At 70.1% G+C, this 18,268-nt stretch carries 14 protein-coding genes; 3 read left to right on the forward strand and 11 right to left on the reverse strand.

Going from position 1 to position 18,268, the window contains the following annotated elements; translation table 11 throughout:
• Nucleotides 1–289 precede the first annotated feature (289 nt).
• Nucleotides 290–1,738 (forward strand): APC family permease, encoded by a 1,449-nt coding sequence (locus tag ACWD12_RS17070; protein ID WP_450100165.1) that lies wholly within the window; start codon nt 290–292, stop codon nt 1,736–1,738.
• A gap of 87 nt (nt 1,739–1,825) precedes the next feature.
• On the opposite strand, the gene ACWD12_RS17075 is transcribed toward ACWD12_RS17070, so the two are convergent.
• The 9 genes from ACWD12_RS17075 to ACWD12_RS17115 form a co-directional block, all read right to left on the reverse strand.
• The gene (locus tag ACWD12_RS17075) at nt 1,826–2,653 is read right to left on the reverse strand and encodes an aminotransferase class IV family protein (protein ID WP_450100166.1); all 828 of its coding nucleotides are present in this window, start codon (nt 2,651–2,653) and stop codon (nt 1,826–1,828) included.
• Nucleotides 2,654–2,877: 224 nt separating this feature from the next.
• Nucleotides 2,878–3,681, reverse strand: coding sequence for a tyrosine-protein phosphatase (locus ACWD12_RS17080; RefSeq protein WP_450100167.1), 804 nt, complete (start codon nt 3,679–3,681; stop codon nt 2,878–2,880).
• 80 nt (nt 3,682–3,761) lie between these two features.
• Nucleotides 3,762–4,706: a metallophosphoesterase gene (locus ACWD12_RS17085; RefSeq protein WP_450100168.1), complete on the reverse strand. Its 945-nt coding sequence runs from the start codon at nt 4,704–4,706 to the stop codon at nt 3,762–3,764.
• A 224-nt stretch (nt 4,707–4,930) separates the two neighbouring features.
• Nucleotides 4,931–6,433, reverse strand: coding sequence for a CoA-acylating methylmalonate-semialdehyde dehydrogenase (locus ACWD12_RS17090; RefSeq protein ID WP_450100169.1), 1,503 nt, complete (start codon nt 6,431–6,433; stop codon nt 4,931–4,933).
• Nucleotides 6,434–6,637: 204 nt separating this feature from the next.
• Nucleotides 6,638–8,053 (reverse strand): NAD(P)/FAD-dependent oxidoreductase, encoded by a 1,416-nt coding sequence (locus ACWD12_RS17095; protein ID WP_450100170.1) that lies wholly within the window; start codon nt 8,051–8,053, stop codon nt 6,638–6,640.
• A 116-nt stretch (nt 8,054–8,169) separates the two neighbouring features.
• Complete coding sequence (locus ACWD12_RS17100) at nt 8,170–8,976, reverse strand: ABC transporter permease (protein ID WP_450100171.1); 807 nt, start codon at nt 8,974–8,976, stop codon at nt 8,170–8,172.
• Nucleotides 8,976–9,899: an ABC transporter permease gene (locus tag ACWD12_RS17105; protein ID WP_450100172.1), complete on the reverse strand. Its 924-nt coding sequence runs from the start codon at nt 9,897–9,899 to the stop codon at nt 8,976–8,978. The genes ACWD12_RS17100 and ACWD12_RS17105 overlap by 1 nt, the downstream gene beginning before the upstream one ends.
• Complete coding sequence (locus tag ACWD12_RS17110; protein ID WP_450100173.1) at nt 9,896–11,020, reverse strand: ABC transporter ATP-binding protein; 1,125 nt, start codon at nt 11,018–11,020, stop codon at nt 9,896–9,898. Before ACWD12_RS17110 ends, ACWD12_RS17105 begins: the two co-directional genes overlap by 4 nt.
• A 95-nt stretch (nt 11,021–11,115) precedes the next feature.
• The gene (locus tag ACWD12_RS17115; RefSeq protein WP_450100174.1) at nt 11,116–12,612 is read right to left on the reverse strand and encodes a gamma-aminobutyraldehyde dehydrogenase; all 1,497 of its coding nucleotides are present in this window, start codon (nt 12,610–12,612) and stop codon (nt 11,116–11,118) included.
• Between the two features lie 455 nt (nt 12,613–13,067).
• On the opposite strand from ACWD12_RS17115, the gene ACWD12_RS17120 reads away from it, so the two are divergent.
• Nucleotides 13,068–14,681 carry a PucR family transcriptional regulator gene (locus tag ACWD12_RS17120; RefSeq protein ID WP_450100175.1) on the forward strand — a complete coding sequence of 538 codons (1,614 nt, stop codon included), beginning with the start codon at nt 13,068–13,070 and terminating at the stop codon, nt 14,679–14,681.
• Nucleotides 14,682–14,730: 49 nt separating this feature from the next.
• Here ACWD12_RS17120 and ACWD12_RS17125 read toward each other — a convergent pair whose 3' ends face one another.
• Both ACWD12_RS17125 and ACWD12_RS17130 read right to left on the reverse strand, forming a co-directional pair.
• A complete protein-coding gene (locus tag ACWD12_RS17125; RefSeq protein WP_450100176.1) occupies nt 14,731–16,719 on the reverse strand; it encodes a protein kinase domain-containing protein in 1,989 nt (662 codons plus the stop codon).
• Nucleotides 16,720–17,051: 332 nt separating this feature from the next.
• Complete coding sequence (locus ACWD12_RS17130; protein WP_450100177.1) at nt 17,052–17,327, reverse strand: hypothetical protein; 276 nt, start codon at nt 17,325–17,327, stop codon at nt 17,052–17,054.
• Between ACWD12_RS17130 and ACWD12_RS17135 the strand changes: the two genes are divergently transcribed.
• Nucleotides 17,320–18,045 (forward strand): hypothetical protein, encoded by a 726-nt coding sequence (locus tag ACWD12_RS17135; RefSeq protein WP_450100178.1) that lies wholly within the window; start codon nt 17,320–17,322, stop codon nt 18,043–18,045. The genes ACWD12_RS17130 and ACWD12_RS17135 overlap by 8 nt on opposite strands.
• Nucleotides 18,046–18,268 lie beyond the last annotated feature (223 nt).

The raw sequence follows: 18,268 nt of genomic DNA on the forward strand, positions 1-18,268 counted from the left end.
ACGCCGGGGCAGGGCGGCTGCGGGCCCCTGAAGCCGACAAGTTTTTGCCCGCGTCAAGTTGCGGATCCGGTTGTGGGAAATTCCCGAGAGCATTGAAATCTGACGTCAGATCAGCTGTTGACCTTCGGATCCGGTTGCCAACGGCATCTTGACGCTCGAACGAACGGCGGATTACATAACGCAGCACCTTGCAGGCAAAGCCGTGTGTTCGACGCCGCACCCACGGCCGAGCCTGCTCCCGTCACCGGAGGCGATACCTCGCACCCCCTGTTGAATCAGGAACGCGCCCATGGCTGAAGCAATACTCCCCAAGGTCGACGTGCCCCCGGCGACGGACAACGCGACCACCCCCACCCCGCTCCACGCCGGAGCCCCGAAGCCGCTCAAGCGGTCCATCGGAGTCGTCGGCGGCACGTTGCTCACGTTGTCCTGTCTGACCCCCGCGTCCTCGCTCTTCGTGATCGTGCCCGGCATGTTCGCGACCCAGGGCACGGGAACCGCGCTCACCCTGGTCATCGCCGCCGTCATGTGCGTCCTGGTCGCGTTCTGCTACTCCGAGCTGGGCACGATGGTCCCCAGCGCGGGCGGCGAGTACGCGATGGTCGGCACGTTCATGGGCCGCTTCGCGGCCTGGATCGCCTTCATCGTCGCGGGCATCGTCGTGATGGTGGTGCCGCCGATCATCGCGCTCGGCACCGGCGAATACATCACGTCGATCGTCAGCCTCGACGCCACGGGCATGAAGTGGGCCGGCGCCCTGGTCATGCTCGGCGCCACCGTCATGGGCCTACTCGACCTGCGCGCCAACGCGTGGGTGACCGGCATCTTCCTGGCTCTGGAGGTCGTCGCCGCCGCGCTGGTCGCGTTCCTCGGCTTCGGCCACACCGAACGCGGCGCGTCGACGCTGGTCAAGCCGGAGGTGCTGACCGAGGCCGGCGGCATGAGCACGCTGACCCTGGGGGTGCTGGTCTCCGGCCTCGCGGTCGCGCTGTTCGCCCTGCAGGGCTTCTCGACCGCCGTCTACCTGGCCGAGGAGATGGACCAGCCGCGCCGGACCGTCTCGCGCACGGTCCTGTGGACGCTCGGTCTCGGCGCGGTCATCCTGATCCTGCCCACGATCGCCATCACGCTCGGCGCGGCCGACATGGAGACGCTGACCGAGGGCGACCTGCCGACCATGATCGAGGGCTGGAGCAGCCACGGCATGGCGACGTTCATCAGCCTGTGCATCGCGCTTGCGATCATCAACGCGGCGATCGTCATGGTCATCCAGAACTCCCGTGTCCTGTACGCCTCCGCGCGCGACCGCGCCTGGCCGACCGCGGTCAGCAAGGCCTTCGGCACCGTCAACCGCTTCGGCGCCCCGTGGGTCGCGACGCTGGCCGTCGGTGTCCCCGGCGCGGTCCTGTGCTTCGTCGACCTGACCCTGCTCGGCTCCGTCACCAGCGTCGCCGTCACCCTGCTCTACCTGGTCGTCGCCTTCGGCGCGCTGGCCTCGCGTCACGGCGTGCACAAGCACACGCCCGCCTGGCGCATGCCGCTGTGGCCCGCCGTCCCGGTCGTGCTGATCGCCGGACTCCTGTACGTCATGTACGAGTTGGCCAAGAGCGAGCCCAAGGCCATGTACGTCACCTTCGGCATCATCGCCGCGGCCGCCGTCTACTGGGCCGTGTACCTGCTGCCCCGCAAGGACACCCGCTGGGTCATAACGCTCGCCGACGAAGGCGACAAGGACTGACCTCCGGCACCGGCCGGGCGACCTGAAGTCCCGGAGAGGGCCCCGCACTTCGCGGGGCCCTCTCCGGCGTTGCCCGCGCCTTCCGTGTCAGGGCGAGGTCTGCGGCTCGGCGTCGTAGGCGCGGCGCAGGGTGTCCAGGAAGTCGGGCGCCGCCGGGATCGCGACCGTCCCGATCCGGTGCACAGGCACCGCGGGGGTCCACGAGTTCATCACCACGGCGCCTGCCAGGTCCGGCAGTTCGGCGACGGTGAGTTCCCTGACGCGCTGCGGTACGCCGATGCGGTCGAGTTGGCGGCGGAGGATGCCCATCGTCGTCCCGGTCAGCATCTCCGCTTCGGGCCACACCACGGCCTCGCCGTCCCAGAACGCGAGGTTCCAGATGGACGCCTCGCTCAGCCGCCCCTTGCGGTCGGCGAACGCGGCGTCGTCGAAGCCCTCGGCGACGGCCCGGCGCAGGTAGTAGGTCTTCGCGATCTCGCCGACGTGCTTGATGCCCGGCGCGACGCGCTCGTACTCGACGACCGCCAGGTCCAGCGGCCCGGTCGGCCCGTTCGAGGGCGGCCCGGTGCGTACCAGCACGCGCAGGCGCGCACTGTCGCCGCCGGACGCGGTGTACTCGCCTTCCTGGGAGTACACGGTGGCGGTCAGCGACGCGTCGGGCGGGCTCTGCGCAATGGCCGCGCGCAGGTACGCCGTGATCTGCGCGTCCGGCAACGCCTCGCCGAACAGTTCGAGCGAGGCACCCCGCAACCGTGCCAGATGCAGGTCGAGAGCGCGCACCCGGCCGCCGCGCACCTGCATGGCGGTGAAGTGCGCGTAGCCCGCTAACGCCAGCGTGCCCAGTTCGGCGGCGGTCGCGTCGCGGCCGTCCAGGTGGACGGCGAAGGCGTCGGGGGAAGTCGGGTTCGCGGACATGGCCACCACACTCCTGGTCGTACGCACGGATCCTCCGGCAGCCGCCCGCCGGTCGGGCGGCTGCCTCGGAACGTAGGCCTTGAGACCGGTGTGAAGGTCAAGCGGAGCCGGGGCGCGCACGTCGTGCCCCGGCCGCGAACGCCGTCCGTGCGGCCCCTGACCGGACCCGCCCCCAGGGCCGGGCCCGCACCCGGATACGGCGTGGTCCGGGCCCGGACGGCGCGTCAGTCCTCGACGATCAGTTCCCGCAGGCGCTGCTGCTTCTCCGGGCCGAAGCCGAGGCCGTCCGCCAGGTACGCGTCGAAGGAGCCCCAGTTGGTGTCCATCATCGTGAGTGCGCCGTGCAGGTACTCGGCCCGCACCTCGAGGAACGGCGCGAACAGCTCCATGAGTTCGGGGCGCATCGCGAGCTTGTCGCTGTTCGGGCGGTAGCGGCGCTCCGGGTCGTTGCTCTCCAGGTAGTTCGCGAGGATCACCTCGTCGGGGACCCCGGCGATGCGCTGCACGAGTGCCGCGGCGATCCCGGCACGGTCCTTGCCCGCGGAGCAGTGCACGACGGCCGGCAGGCCGTCCGCCTCGACCAGGGAGTTGAGCAGCACCGCGTGGTTGGCCGTGCGCGAGACGACCTGGTCGCGGTAGTCGAACGCGATGGCCTTCTCCGCCTTGCCGTCGCCGAGGCGGTCGCGCAGCACCGCCATGTCGCCCTTCTTCATGTCGGACCAGAAGTCCGAGTGCCGGGCGGGATCGGTCATCGGCAGGTTGATCCACCGGGCGCCGTCGGGCACGTGGTCCGCGCCGTCGAGCTCGATGTCGGCCGGGCTGCGCAGGTCGACGATCAGCCGGATGCCCAGCGTCGCGAGGTTCTTGCGGTCGTCCTCGGTCGGTTTGGCCAGGTGGCCGCTGCGGAAGTAGCGGCCGGGACGGACGCGGCGCCCGTCGGCGGTCGGCAGGCCGCCGATGTCCCGGAAATTGCGGACGCCTTCAAGGGCGACGGTGCCGCCCTCGGCATCCGCGTGCTGGTGCCCCACACGTGCTCCTCTCACACGTACTGAGGGCCCCACCTGGATTGGCGGGACCCCTCACAGATCATGCGGCCGGACGGGGAGGTTCAGGCGCCCCTCGTCGGCCGCGGCTCGCCGAAGCGTTCCTCGAACTCGGTGTCGGTCAGCGCCCTCATCTCCTCGAGGGTGACGCGTCCCATCATGAGGTCGGTCAGGAATTTCGGCGCGGACTTGGCGCGCATCGTGTCGGTGATACTCCCCGGGACCGTCCGGGCCTCGGACTCGACGCGTCCGTCCGCGTAAAGCGTGTACACGCGGTAGCTGGGGCCGTCGAACACCCGTCCCACATAGTCGATGCTGTACGTGGTGGACGGGCACACGTACACCGGCCTGCCCTCGAACTCGCCCTTCAGGTCGCCGTGCAGGTGGCCCGCGCCGATGGCCCTGATCCGCGGGAAGTCGCGTACGAGCCGGGCCAGTTCGGTGTCGCCCTGGGCGTCGGGCGCGATGTCGGGCAGGGGCGGGTGGTGCAGCCAGACGAAGACGTGCTCGGCGTTCGAGGCCTCCAACAGCGCCCGGGCCCGCGCCGCGTCGCCAAGGGTGAGGCCGGGCTGCTCGGCCGCCGTCATGCGGTCGTCCCGGTCGCGGTAGACGCCGTCGCCCGCCTCCTCGCGGCCGCGCGCATTGCTGTCCAGGAACAGCATGAGCCACGGGCCGACGCGCACCGCCTGCTCCAGGTGGACGTTCGGACGCGGCAGGCACGCCTGGTAGGCGTCGTTCTTGTCGTGGTTGCCCGACACGCAGTAGACCGGGGCCGGCAGGCGGTCCAAGACCTCGCCGAGGCGCTCGTACGCTCCGGGCTCGCCCAGGTCCGCGAGGTCGCCGGTGGCCACCACCAGGTCCGCGTCGGCGATCTCGGCGTCCGCGTGGCCGAGCACGGCCGCGAGACCCCGGTCGGGGTCGTGCTGCACGAACCCGCGCACGCTGGCGGTGTCGGGGAAGTGCAGATCGGAAATCTGGACGACGTTGATGGCGTCCGCAACCTGGCTCATGCGCCTCTTCGATCGATCATCTGACGAGTCGTCACGCATGCTGCCATCCGCCGCCGCGCACGGGAATCCCCGAACGGGAAACACCGGACGCATTCCCGTTGGCTATGGCCATACGTTACATACGCCTGAGTATGGTGGTTGCGTCGGGGGATACGGCCGAGCCCCCGCCCGACACGCCATGTGTCGGGCGGGGGCCCGTCGTGCCCGGCCGCCGGGCCGCGGCCTCAGCTGTTGGTCGGGAAGCCCAGGTTGATGCCGCCGTGGCTCGGGTCCAGCCACCGCTGCGTCACGACCTTGCCGCGCGTGAAGAAGTGCACGCCCTCGGCGCCGTACGCGTGGGTGTCGCCGAACAGCGAGTTCTTCCAGCCGCCGAACGAGTAGTAGGCCACCGGCACCGGGATCGGCACATTGATGCCGACCATCCCGACCTCCACCTCGTTCTGGAACTTGCGGGCCGCGCCGCCGTCGTTGGTGAAGATCGCGGTGCCGTTGCCGTACGGGTTGCCGTTGACGAGGGCCAGGCCCTCGTCGTACGACTCGACGCGCACGACCGACAGCACCGGGCCGAAGATCTCGTCGGTGTAGACCGACATCTCCGGGGTGACCTTGTCGAACAGCGTCGGGCCCAGCCAGAAGCCGTCCGCCGTGTCGTCGCCGTCGATCGGGTGCAGGCGGCCGTCCACGACCAGCTCGGCACCCTCCTTCACGCCCGCCTCGACGTACGAGATGACCTTGTCCGCGTGCTGGCGCGTGACCAGCGGCCCCATCTCGGAGGTGGCGTTGCAGCCGGCGCCGACGCGCAGGCCCGCGATGCGCTCCTTGATCTTGACGATCAGCTCGTCGGCGATCGGCTCGACCGCGACGAGGGCCGAGATCGCCATGCAGCGCTCGCCGGCCGCGCCGAAGCCCGCGTTGACCGCGGCGTCTGCGACCAGGTCCAGGTCGGCGTCCGGCAGCACCAGCATGTGGTTCTTGGCGCCACCGAGCGCCTGCACGCGCTTGCCGTAGCGGGTGCCGTTCTCGTAGACGTACTTGGCGATCGGGGTGGAGCCCACGAACGACACGGACTTGACGTCCGGGTGCTCCAGCAGGCGGTCCACGGACACCTTGTCGCCGTGCACGACGTTGAACACGCCGTCCGGCAGGCCCGCTTCCTTCCACAGCTCGGCCAGGAACTGCGCGGCCGACGGGTCCTTCTCGGACGGCTTGAGGACCACGGTGTTGCCGGTCGCGATGGCGATCGGGAAGAACCACATCGGGACCATCGCCGGGAAGTTGAACGGCGAGATGATCGCGACCGGGCCGAGCGGCTGACGGATCGAGTAGACGTCGATGCCGGTGGACGCCTGCTCCGAGAAGCCGCCCTTCTGCAGCTGCGGCACGCCGCACGCGAACTCCACGACCTCCTGGCCGCGGGCGATCTCGCCGAGCGCGTCGGAGTGCACCTTGCCGTGCTCCTCGACGATGATCGAGGCCAGCTTGTCCTTGTTCGCGTCCAGCAGCTCGCGGAACTTGAACAACACCTGCGAACGCTTGGCGAGCGACGCGTTGCGCCACGAAGCGAACGCCTCGACGGCGGCGCTGACCGCCTGGTCCACCTCGGCCACCGACGCGAAGTCGACCGTGCCGGTCACCTTGCCGGTGGCGGGGTTGTAGATGTCGCCGCGGCGCTCGGAAGTGCCGGTCCAGGCGGCGCCGCCGATCCAGTGGGTGATGTGCTTGCTCAAGAGAGGGCCTCCGGTGACGGCGCCGAACAAAGAGGCGTCGGCGGCGAAGATGTCGTACGCGAGGGTGCCCGTGATCCCGAGGGTCGCACCCCTGCATACGCCAGTCTCTTCGCCGCCGACGCCGCGCTCAACCTGCACCGTGTCGGCCGTTCGGGGATTCGCCTTACATGTCGTCTCCCTTTCAGCCCAGTACGGCCTACTGGATCAGCTGTCGAAGCCCATGCCCGCCTTGTCGAGCGCCTTGAGCCACAGATTGCGCTTGCCCTCGTTGGCGTCCGCCCGGGTCAACGCGCGCTGCGTCAGCTCGATGCCCACCCAGCGCACCGGCTCCGGCGGGAACGGGATCGGCTTGGTCCGCACCATCTTCAGCTCGGTGCGCTCGGTCGAGCGGCCGTCCAGCTTGTCGAGCATGACCTCGGCACCGAACCGCGTCGCGCCGACGCCCAGGCCCGTGTACCCCATGGCGTACGCCACCTTGCCCTTGTGCGCGGTGCCGAAAAACGCCGAGAACCGGCTGCACGTGTCGATCGCTCCGCCCCACGTGTGCGTGAAGCGCAGGCCCTCCAACTGCGGGAAGGTCTCGAAGAAGTGCCCGGCCAGCTTCGCGAACGTCGCCGGGCGCTGGTCGTGCTCGGCGGACACCTTCTGGTTGAAGTCGTAGACCGCGTCGTAGCCGCCCCACAGGATCCGGTTGTCCTCGGACAGCCGGTAGTAGTGGAAGTGGTTGGCGCTGTCGCCGATGCCCTGCCGGTTCTGCCAGCCGATCGAGGCCAGCTGCTCGTCGCTCAGCGGCTCGGTCATCATCGCGTAGTCGTAGACCGGGACCACGTACGAGCGAAGGCGGCGGACCAGGTTCGGGAACACGTTCGTGCCGAGCGCCACGCGGCCGGCGTACAGGCGCCCGTACCCGGTGGTGAGCACCATGCCCGCGCCGTGCGCCGCGAGCCTGGTGGCCTGGGTGTGCTCGTAGATGCGCACGCCGAGGGAGCGGCACGCGGCCTTGAGGCCCCACGCCAGCTTCGCCGGATTGACCATCGCGCAGCCGTTCTTGTCCCACAAACCGGCGTGGTACGTCGGCGACTTCACCTGCGCCTGGACCTCGTCGCGGTCCAGGAACACCGCGTCGCTGCCGTACTCGTTCGCCAGCAGCTCGGCGCCCTCGCGCAGTTCGTCGGCCTGGTACGGGGCGGTGGCGACGGCCAGTTCGCCGGTGCGCTCGTACGCGCAGTCGATGCCGTAGCGCTTGACCGCCGCCTCGATCTCGTCGAGGTTGTGCTCGCCCATCGCCTCCAGTGTGCGGATCTCGTCCGGCCAGCGCTCCAGGCCGTTCCAGAAGCCGTGCGTCAGGCTCGCCGCGCAGAAGCCGCCGTTGCGGCCCGAGGCGGCCCAGCCGATCTCCTGGCCCTCGATGAGCACGACGTCGCGCGAGGGGTTGCGCTCTTTGGCGATCAGCGCGGTCCACAGGCCCGAGTAACCGCCGCCGACCACCGCGAGGTCGCAGTGCTCCTCGCCGGTCAGGGCGGGGAGCGCCGCGGGGCGGGCGGGGTCGTCGAGCCAGAACGGGACCGGCGTCGCGTCCGCGAGGGACCGGGTGGGATCCAGGGAGGGCACGGGATCCATCGGTTTCCACAACCTCTCTCGTGAAGCGTCGTCGCTTCGTGTACCGCGTCTCTTGAACCGCGTCTCTTGTACCGCTGTACCGCGTAGGTGTCTCCACCTCTGCGGCCGCCCGGAGCTCAGGCGGCCTTCTGCTTCGCTTTGCGGTTCGTCCGCACCTGGCCGACGACCACGATCGCGATGGCGATGAAGAACATCGCCGAGCCGATCACGTTGATCTGCGGCGGGGTACCCCGCTGCGCCGCGCCCCACACGAACATCGGGAAGGTGACGGTGTCGCCCGAGTTGAAGTTCGTGATGACGAAGTCGTCGAAGGAGAGCGAGAAGGCGAGCAGCGCGCCCGCGCCGATGCCGGGGGCGGCGATCGGCAGGGTGACCCGGAGGAAGGTCTGCGCCGGCGACGCGTACAGGTCCCGCGCCGCCTCCTCCAGCTTGGGGTCCATGCCCAGCACGCGGGCCTTGACGGCGACCACGACGAAGCTGAGGCAGAACATGACGTGCGCGATCAGGATCGTCCAGAAGCCGAACGAGATGCGCATGTTGAGGAACAGCGTGCCGAGCGAGGCGCCCATGACGACCTCGGGCATCGACATCGGCAGGAACAGCAGCGTGTTGGTCATCGCGCGCCCGCGGAACCGGTACCGGCCGAGCGCGAACGCCACCGCGGTGCCCAGCACGGTCGCGCCGACGGTCGACAGGACCGCGATCTCCAGGCTGGTGATCAGCGAGTCCTTGATGCCCGCGACGCCGAACGGGTCCTTCCACGCGTCGAGGGTGAAGCCGTTCCAGGTGTAGTTGAACTTGCCGTTCGGGTCGTTGAACGAGAACAGCAGCACGACCAGGTTCGGCAGCGTCATGTACGCGAGCGCCAGGACGCCGAACAGCGTGACGACGTTGTTGCGCAGCCAGCGTGTGAAGGTGCCCATCAGACGAGTTCCTCCGTCCCGGCCTTGCGGATGTACGCCGACACCATCAGGACGATCAGCAGCATCAGGATGAACGACAGGGCGGCCGCCGTCGGGTAGTCCAGGACGCGCAGGAACTGCGTCTGGATGACGTTGCCGGCCATGCCGGTGTCCGGCGAGCCGAGCCACGCGGCGTTCACGTAGTCGCCGGACGCCGGGATGAAGGTCAGCAGCGTGCCGGAGACGACGCCGGGCAGCGACAGCGGGAACGTGACGCGGCGGAAGGTGGCCTTGGGGTCCGCGTACAGGTCGTTGGCGGCCTCGTGCAGGCGCGGGTCGATGCGCTCCAGCGAGGCGTACAGCGGCAGCACCATGAACGGCAGGAAGTTGTACGTCAGACCGCAGATCACCGCGAGCGGCGTGGCCAGCACGCGGTCGCCCTCGGTCAGCCCGAGCAGCGCGGTCACGTCGGTGAAGTGCAGCGTGTTGAGCACGTCGACGACCACGCCGTTGTCCGCGAGGATCGTCTTCCAGGCGAGCGTGCGGACCAGGAAGCTGGTGAAGAACGGCGCGATCACCAGGACCAGCCACAGCCCGCGCCACCGGCCCGCCTTGAAGGCGATGGCGTATGCGAGCGGGTAGCCGATCACCAGGCACATGACGGTCGCGGCCGCGGCATAGCCGAACGACCGCAGGAACTGCGGGTAGTACTGCTCCAGCGCGTCCCAGTACGTCGACCAGTGCCAGGTGAAGTCGTAGCCCTTCTCCAGGCCGCCGGTCTGGAGCGAGGTGCCGCCCTGCACCAGCATCGGGATCAGGAAGAAAACGACCAGCCAGATGAGGCCGGGCGCGAGCAGGGCGTACGGCACCCAGCGCCCGCGCTTCGGGGGCTCCTTGAGGTCGTCACCCCCGCCGCCGCCACCCGTGTGGGCAAGCACGCTCATGCCTTGACCCCCCGCTCCGGCGCGAGGCCGAAGCCGTGGTCGGGGTTCCAGTGCAGGACGACCGGCGCACCGGGCACGAGGCGGCCGTCGCGCTCCATGTTCTGCTCGAAGACGGTGAGTTCCTGGGCCCATGGCATGCGCACGGTGTACTGCGTCGAGACGCCGATGAAACTGGCGTCCACGATGACACCGCCGTCGATCCTGTTGCGGTTGCCGTCGGAATCGGCGGACGACGCGTGCTGGATCGATATCTTCTCCGGGCGTATGCCCATGACCACCTGCTCGCCCTGCGCCGCGGTGCGGTCGACGGGCAGCGCCATGCGCGTGCCGTGCACGTCCATCAGCAGGTAGCCGTTGCTCGTGCCGGTGATGCGGGTGTCGAGCAGGTTGGACTGGCCGAGGAAGTTGGCGACGAAGGCGGTGCGCGGGGACTCGTACAGCTCGGCGGGGCTGCCGAGTTGCTCGATGACGCCGCCGTTCATGACGGCGATGGTGTCGGCCATGGTCATGGCCTCTTCCTGGTCGTGCGTCACGTGCACGAAGGTGATGCCGACCTCGGTCTGGATGCGCTTGAGCTCCAGCTGCATCTGGCGGCGCAGCTTCAGGTCCAGCGCGCCCAGCGGCTCGTCGAGCAGCAAGACCTGCGGGTGGTTGATCAGCGCCCGTGCCACCGCCACCCGCTGCTGCTGGCCACCGGACAACTGCGCCGGCTTGCGGCCCGCGAGGTGCCCGAGTTGGACCAGCTCCAGCATGTCCTTGACCGGCCGGTCGACGTCCTTGCGGCCCTTGCGGCGCAGCCCGAACGCGACGTTCTCGGCGACCGTGAGGTGCGGGAACAGCGCGTAGCTCTGGAACACCGTGTTGACCGGCCGCTTGTACGGCGGAAGTGCGGTCACGTCCTGGCCGCCGATGACCACCTGGCCGGAGCTGGGCTCCTCGAGGCCGGCGATCATCCGCAGCGTCGTCGTCTTGCCGCACCCGGACGCGCCGAGGACCGCGAAGAACGACCCCTCCGGGATCGTCAGATCCGTGGGCTGGACGACGATATTGCTGCCGAAGCGCTTGCTCAGACCCACCAGATTGACGTCGCCGGTCGCGCCGGCGCGCTGCTGCTCGCTCATGTTCCCTCTGGCCGCACTAGGTGCGTTGGTACAGGCCGAAGTACGCGGTACGGCGGTTGGCCCGCCGTACCGCGTGTGTCTCGGCTATGGGGTGGTTACCGGTCTCCGAAGATCGTGCGATGCCAGTCCTTCTTGGCGACCGCCGTGATGTCGTACATCACGTGCTTGACGTTCGTGTACTCGTCGAACGAGTACTGCGACATGTCCTTGCCGAAGCCGGAGGCCTTGTAGCCGCCGTGCGGCATGTCGCTGATGATCGGGATGTGGTCGTTGACCCACACGCAGCCCGCCTGGATCTCGCGGGTCGCGCGGCCGGCCCGGAACACGTCGCGCGTCCAGGCCGAGGCGGCCAGGCCGTACGGGGTGTCGTTGGCGAGCCGGATGCCCTCTTCGTCGCCGTCGAACGGCAGCACGACCAGGACCGGGCCGAAGATCTCGTCCTGCACGATCTCGGCGTCCTGGGCCACGCCGGTGACCAGGGTCGGGCGGTAGAACGCGCCGTTCGCCAGGTCGCCGCCGGGGGCCTCGCCGCCCACCACGATCTTGGCGCCGTAGCCGCGCGCGCGCTCGATGAAGCCGGCGACCGACTCCTGCTGGCGGCGCGAGACCAGGGGGCCGTTGTCGGTGGACGGGTCCATGGTGTCGCCGTGCCGGACCGCGGCGTACAGCTCGGCGACGCCCTCGACGAACGCGTCGAACAGCGGGCGCTGGACGTACGCGCGCGTCGCCGCGGTGCAGTCCTGGCCGGTGTTGATCAGCGACGCGGCCACCGCACCGTGCACGGCGGCGTCGAGGTCGGCGTCGTCGAAGACCACGAAGGGGGCCTTGCCGCCGAGTTCGAGGTGCATGCGCTTGACGGTCTGGATGGCGACCTCGGCGACGCGCTTGCCGACCCCGGTGGAGCCGGTGAACGAGATCATCGACACGTCGCGGTGCGCCATCAGGTACTCGCCGACCGTGCGGCCCTTGCCGGTGACGACGTTGACCACGCCGTCGGGGATGCCGGCGTCGGTGCAGGCCTGCGCGAACATCAGCGACGTCAGCGGCGTGATCTCGGCGGGCTTGAGCACGATCGTGTTGCCGGACGCGATCGCCGGGAGGATCTTCCACGCGGCCATCTGCAGCGGGTAGTTCCACGGCGCGATCGAGCCGACCACGCCGATGGGCTCGCGGCGGATCGAGGAGGTGTGGTCGCCGGTGTACTCGGCGGACGCCTTGCCCTCGAGGTTGCGCGCGGCGCCCGCGAAGTAGGAGACGTTGTCAATCGTGCCGGGCACGTCGAATTCGCGTGTCAGCTTGATCGGCTTGCCGGCCTGGGCGGTCTCGGCCCGCGCGAAGTCCTCGGCCCGCTCCGCCAGCACCGCGGCGAGCCGGTTGAGCGCCCCGGCACGGTCGGCCGGGGTGGCACGGGACCACTCGGGGAAGGCGGCACTCGCGGCGGCGACGGCACTGTCGACGTCGGTCGTGTCGGCGAGCGTGACGGTCTCGACGATCCGCCCGTCCGCCGGGTTGGTGACATCGAAGGTCTCACCGGACGATCCGGACCGCAGGCGGCCCCCGATGAACTGGTGACCTTCGGCGAAGTCCTGCATTCGGCCCTCCACTGGCGCTCCCTGCTCGAATCCGGCGGACTGCGCTGAACGGCAGTCCCGACGTACGTCTTCCCTCAATGGTGCGGGGTCCCGGCCGTGCCTGCGGGGCTGCCGCGCGGCTCGCCGTTGAGCTTCGCGGTTGGCCATCCGGAAGGATGGTCTCCACAGAATTGACCGTTGTTTGCGATGGAATCCGTGGTCAGGTGCCATTCTGGCTGATGTATCCATCCGATCGGCGCGTCTACCGCGTCAGCGTAGGACGATGCCGTCCCGACACCCGGTGCCGCAACTGCCACGACGACAGGCCGGGGCCGCATGGCTTTACACATCGGCAAGGCCCGGTGTCCGGTTTCGGGCTCGGGCGTACGTTCGGGGGGAGCGTCGCTTGCGGCACGCAACCTGTCACGATGGCAGTGGTGCGCCAGTGCGCATTTACAGGTTGTGGAGGTAGGTCAGTGTTTCCCACGGTCGCCGACGTAGTGGCCCTCGACGCCGTACGCCGCGGAATGCCCCAGGTCGTCGCGGGCGAGCGCGGCCTGTCCCGACCCGTCCGGTGGGTGCACATCAGCGAGATCCCGGACGCCGCCCGGCTGCTGCGGGGCGGCGAGCTCGTGCTCGCGACCGGCATCGCGCTGCCCGAGGAGCGCGAGGGGCTGCAGCGCTACGTCCGCGACCTGGTCGAGGTGGACGCCGCGGGACTCGTCATCGAGCTCGGCCGCCGGTACGCCGACACACTCCCCCGGGCCCTGGTCGCCGCCGCCGAGCAGGCCGGTCTCCCGGTCGTCACGCTGCGCCACGAGACCCACTTCGTGGGCATCACCGAGGCGGTGCACGGCCTGATCATCGACGCGCAGCTCGCCGAACTGCAGGCGTCCGAGGCGGTGCACCAGGCGTTCAACGAGCTGGCCGTCGAGGGCGCGGAGCCCGGCGACGTGGTGCGGCAGGCGTCGCGGATGTCGGGCCGGCCGGTGGTGCTGGAGAACCTGGCACACCAGGTGCTCGCGTACGACGCGGCGGGGGTGCGCGCGGAATCGCTGCTGGACCACTGGGAGGACCGGTCGCGGCAGGTACGCCTGGGCGCGCGCACCGGCTTCGACGAGCGCGCCGGGTGGCTGGTCACGATGGTGGGTGCCCGCGGCCACGACTGGGGCCGCCTGATCCTGGTCGGCGACGGCACCTCTCCCCCGCCGCAGCAGACCATGCTGCTGGAGCGCGCGGCGTCCACGCTCGCGCTGAACCGGCTCGTGGTGCGCGACCGCGAGACGCTGGAGCGGCAGACGCACCGCACGCTGCTCTCCGGCATCCTGACGCACTCCTACACGGTCGCCGAAGTCACCCTGCGCGCACGGGCCTTGGGGGTGCAGCTGGAAGGACGCCGCCTGGTCGGCGTGGTGCTGCGACTGCGCCGCGGGGTGAGTCCGGCGGCACTCGAGTCCCAGGCACGGCTGCGGGACTTCACCGAGACGGCCGCGGCCGCCGTACGCGAGCGTCGGCTCGCCGCCCTCGTCGGCGGACTGGACGACGACAGCGTCGGCCTCCTCGTGGCGCTGGGCGCACAGGACACCGAGGACGCGGCGCTGGAAGGTTTCTCCGTCACGCTGCGCAAGCTCGCGCCCGACATCGCGGCCGACATCGTCATCGCGGTCGGCTCGTCCGTGGGCGCGGTGCGCGACGCGCGGCGTTCGCTGTTGGAGGCCACGCAGGTCGCGGACGCGGCGGTGCACCAGGGCGGCGGCGCGGCCTTCTACCGGCTGCCGGACGTGCGGTTGCGCGGGCTGCTGCACCTGCTTCGCGACGACGCGCGGCTGCAGACGTACGTGGAACGGGAGTTGGGGCCGCTGCTCGCGTACGACGCGCAGCACGGCACGCAGCTGGTGCAGATGCTCGGCGTGTACTTGGAGCACGGCCGCAACAAGTCCGCCGCCGCCGACGCCGCGCACTTGTCACGGCCCTCCTTCTACGAGCGGCTGCACCGGATCGAGCGTGTCCTGTCGGTGGACCTCGACCAGGTGGAGAGCTGCCTTTCGCTGCATGTTGCGCTGCTGGGGCTGGAGGCGCTGCGGCGGTAGCAGCGCGCGGTGCGGCACGGGTGCGCGGCCGCGGCACGGCGGAACCCGGTCAGGCGCCTCCGGTGGCCAGCCGGATGTTCTGCAACGCCCACTGGAACAGCGCCTGGTCCTGCTCCCATGCGGCCGGATTGCTGAACACGTCAACCTCGACATAGAGGCCGTTCTCCAGGAACGCGGCGAGGACGGCGTGCCGTTCGACGCCCGCCTCGGTCCACGTGTACTCCCACACCACACCGGGGTTTCCGCGGATCGTCCGCGTCTCGAAAAGGATCCGCTGGTAACCCGCGAGCACCGCCGGCGCTTTGCTCTCCTCCTCGCGCCACGCGCCCAACAAATCGTCGGTCTGCTTGAACGCGGTACGCGCGGCGAGCACGGAATTGCGCCCGGGCCCGACGTAGCTGATCGTCTGGTCCCGCTCGGCACGCGACCACGCCGCGGGGACCGGCCAGGTGAACCGCTTCTCGTCGGCCGTCGCGAGCGGGACGCCGGCCGGTGCGGTCGTCGGGACGACCGGCGGGTACGCGGCAACGGCGGCCTGCGGCAGGGGAGTCACGCCGGACCGGGCCGCCTCACCGAGGGTGGGAGCCGCGCCGCCGGCGGGCAGCGTACCCCCGACCGTAGGGGCGTCGATGCCGACGCTGCCGCTGCGACCGGCCCCCTTGTCGCCCTGCAGGGCGAGTGCGATCCCGACCACCGCCGCCACGACGACTGTCACCGCCAGCGGTACGACCACGACCCGGCGGCGCCACCAGGTGCGCCGCGCCTCTGGCGGTGCGTCGTCGGGCAGCGGGGTCAAGGTGGGACCGAGAGGTGTCGTCGACGGTCGGGTCGCGCCGGACAACCCGGGCGACGCGCGTGTTTCCGCGGTCGCGCCGCCAGCCGACCCCGCCGACCCCGCCGGCGGGACGAACGTTCCGCCTGTCGAAGGCACTTCGGCGGCCGACGGCGGTGCGGGGACACGCGGCAGGGACCCGGTGGGGTCGGCCGCCGGGTGGTCGACGGGGGTCTCGCGTACCGCGGGCTTGGCGAGCGACGCGGTCGAGTCTTCGACGGGTGCCGTGGACGCCCTGGACGTGACCACGGTGAGGTCCGCGGTCGACGCATCGCGCGGGTTGGTGAGGCGCTTGAGGCGCATCCGCCAGGTCGGCGCGTCGGTGGGCAGCGCGGTCACGAGGTGCGTCGGCTCGTTCGCGTGCTGCCGGACCTCCTCGCTGAGGACGCTCTCCAGCATCGCCATCACCTCGCCGGCCGTCGGACGCTTGTCCGGCTGACGGGCGAAGAGCGCGCGTACCAGTGGCTCCAATGGCCCTATCCCTTGCGGGACTTCGGGTTCGGCGATGACGATGGCCGCGAGCGTGGCGACCGGAGTGGCGCGCCGGAACGGCGACTGCCCGGTCACCGCGGCGCACAGGGTGACCCCCAGCGACCACAGGTCGGACGCGGGTCCCGGGCTCTCGCTCTCGATGCGCTCGGGGGCCATGAACTCGGGGGAACCCACGATGGCGCCCGTGCCGGTCAGCCCGCTGGTGCCCTCAAGGGCGGCGATCCCGAAGTCGGTGAGCACCGCGTGGCCGTCGGGCTCGATGAGCACGTTGCCCGGCTTGACGTCGCGGTGCAGCACGCCGTGGTCGTGCACGGTACGCAGCGCGCGGGCGAGCTGCACCCCGACCCCGGCGGCGTCCCGCGGCGTCATCGGGCCGTCCTCGTCGAGAACGGCGTCGAGCGAACGCGCGGCGACCAACTCCATGACGATCCACAAACGATCGTCGTCCTCGACATAGTCGTACACACGCACGACATTCGGATGATTGATACGCGCCGTGGCGCGCGCCTCGCGCAGCGAACGTTCGCGCCGGTGCTGTTCCTCGGAATCCCGGCCGAAAACTACATTCAGCACCTTTGCGGCGACCGGCCGGTCCAACAACTGGTCGTGTGCGCGCCACACGGTGCCCATGCCACCGCTGCCGATGACACTGACCAATTGATATCGGCCGCCGACCATCTGGCCACCCTCGGCGTACCCCTGTCCGCGCGGCATCCCGCCCCCCACTTCCCCCCGCACCACAATCCCACTTTCGGGTGAAACATACGCCGGAGAGCCCAGCAGAATTCCCGGCGGTTCATGGTAAAACAAAGCGACACGGCCAATGGATATCGGGCGGGAAAAGCAAGATCCATTTGTGCCATTTTTCTATGAGGGGGCTGCCGCGTGGCCATCCCACGCAAATTTCGATCACAAAGAGTGCGGAAGGCGTCAATTGTCGTCGCCTTCCCCGTCGGCCTGGCCCTGACCGTGCAAGCGGGGCTGGCCATCGCCGACTCCGGCACCAGGGGGGAACACCCGGGGCACCCGGGGCACTGGCACCACAGTCACACCACGAGCATTCGGCCGGGCGAACCGACGATCCCCACGGTCTCCCCCAGCACCACGGAGGCGACAAAACCGCCGACCGAGCCGACCACCACCAAACCGACCACCACCACGCCGACCGGCAAGCCGCCGACAACCCGAACGGCCCCGCCGACAAAGCCCACAACGTCCACTCCCCCCACCAGGACCACCGCCCCGACCAGTCCGCCGCCCACCAGCACCTCCGCTCCGGCGTCCCCCAGCGCCTCCACCGCGCGCTCGTACGGCGTGGGCATCACGCGCCAGGTCAGCATCGACGCGACAACCGGGCTCGGCTCGATCACCTTCACTGTCGGCAACAGCACCGACAAGGCCCAACCCGCGCGTGACGTCTACGCGTTCAGCACGAACCAACTCGAGATCCCCGCGGTCCCGGGCTGCGCCGCCGCGCCGCCGATCGGCGACGGCTGGCGCGACAGCTTCCGCTGCACACTTCCTGCCTTGAAGCCGGGCGAGTCCCGGACCTGGACCGCCGACATCCGCTACCTGCCCGCCACCCGCCCCGGCGGCGCACAGGCAGGCCGCGCGGCGCCCGTCGCGGTGCCGCTGGTCGACCAGTCCGACATCTCGACCTTCACCGTCGTCGTGGTCCCCCAAGGCGCCACCAACCTGCGTGTCGTCCTCGGCCAGGACGGACCTCTCCGCCTCTCCTTCGGCAGCAACGCCCCCAACGTCATCGGGTTCACCGTGCACGCGGGCGAAGGATCCGGCACGACCGCGGCCGCCAACCGCCGGCCACCCGGCGGCACCCCCGCGGCCGGAGACGGCGCCGCGCCCGGAAGCCCTGCCCCCATCACCGACAACACGCCCAACTCCCCGACCGCCCTCCCCAAGACCGGCCTGGTCCCCTGGACCCTCTCCATGGCCGGCGGCGCCCTCGGCCTCCTGCTCCTCGGCACCGCCCTGGTCCAACTGGCGCGCATGCGCGCCCGTACCACCAGCTCGACCGTCTAAATCGGACAGCAGACGGTCGACCCGTGCGGGTCGTCGGCATCCGACGACCCGCACGAACCCCGATCACCCCATCCCGCACAACGCGTCCGACCGGCGGGGTCGAGGTGATCCCGCAGCAGGCCGGGAACATCCTCCGCGGACCCGTAGTGGTGCTTCAGCGAATTCCAAGGGACGTCGTCCAGCCCCATGAGCATGCGCTCAGCTTCTTCTCTGCATCTCTGAC

The organism is Streptodolium elevatio, from assembly GCF_053592165.1.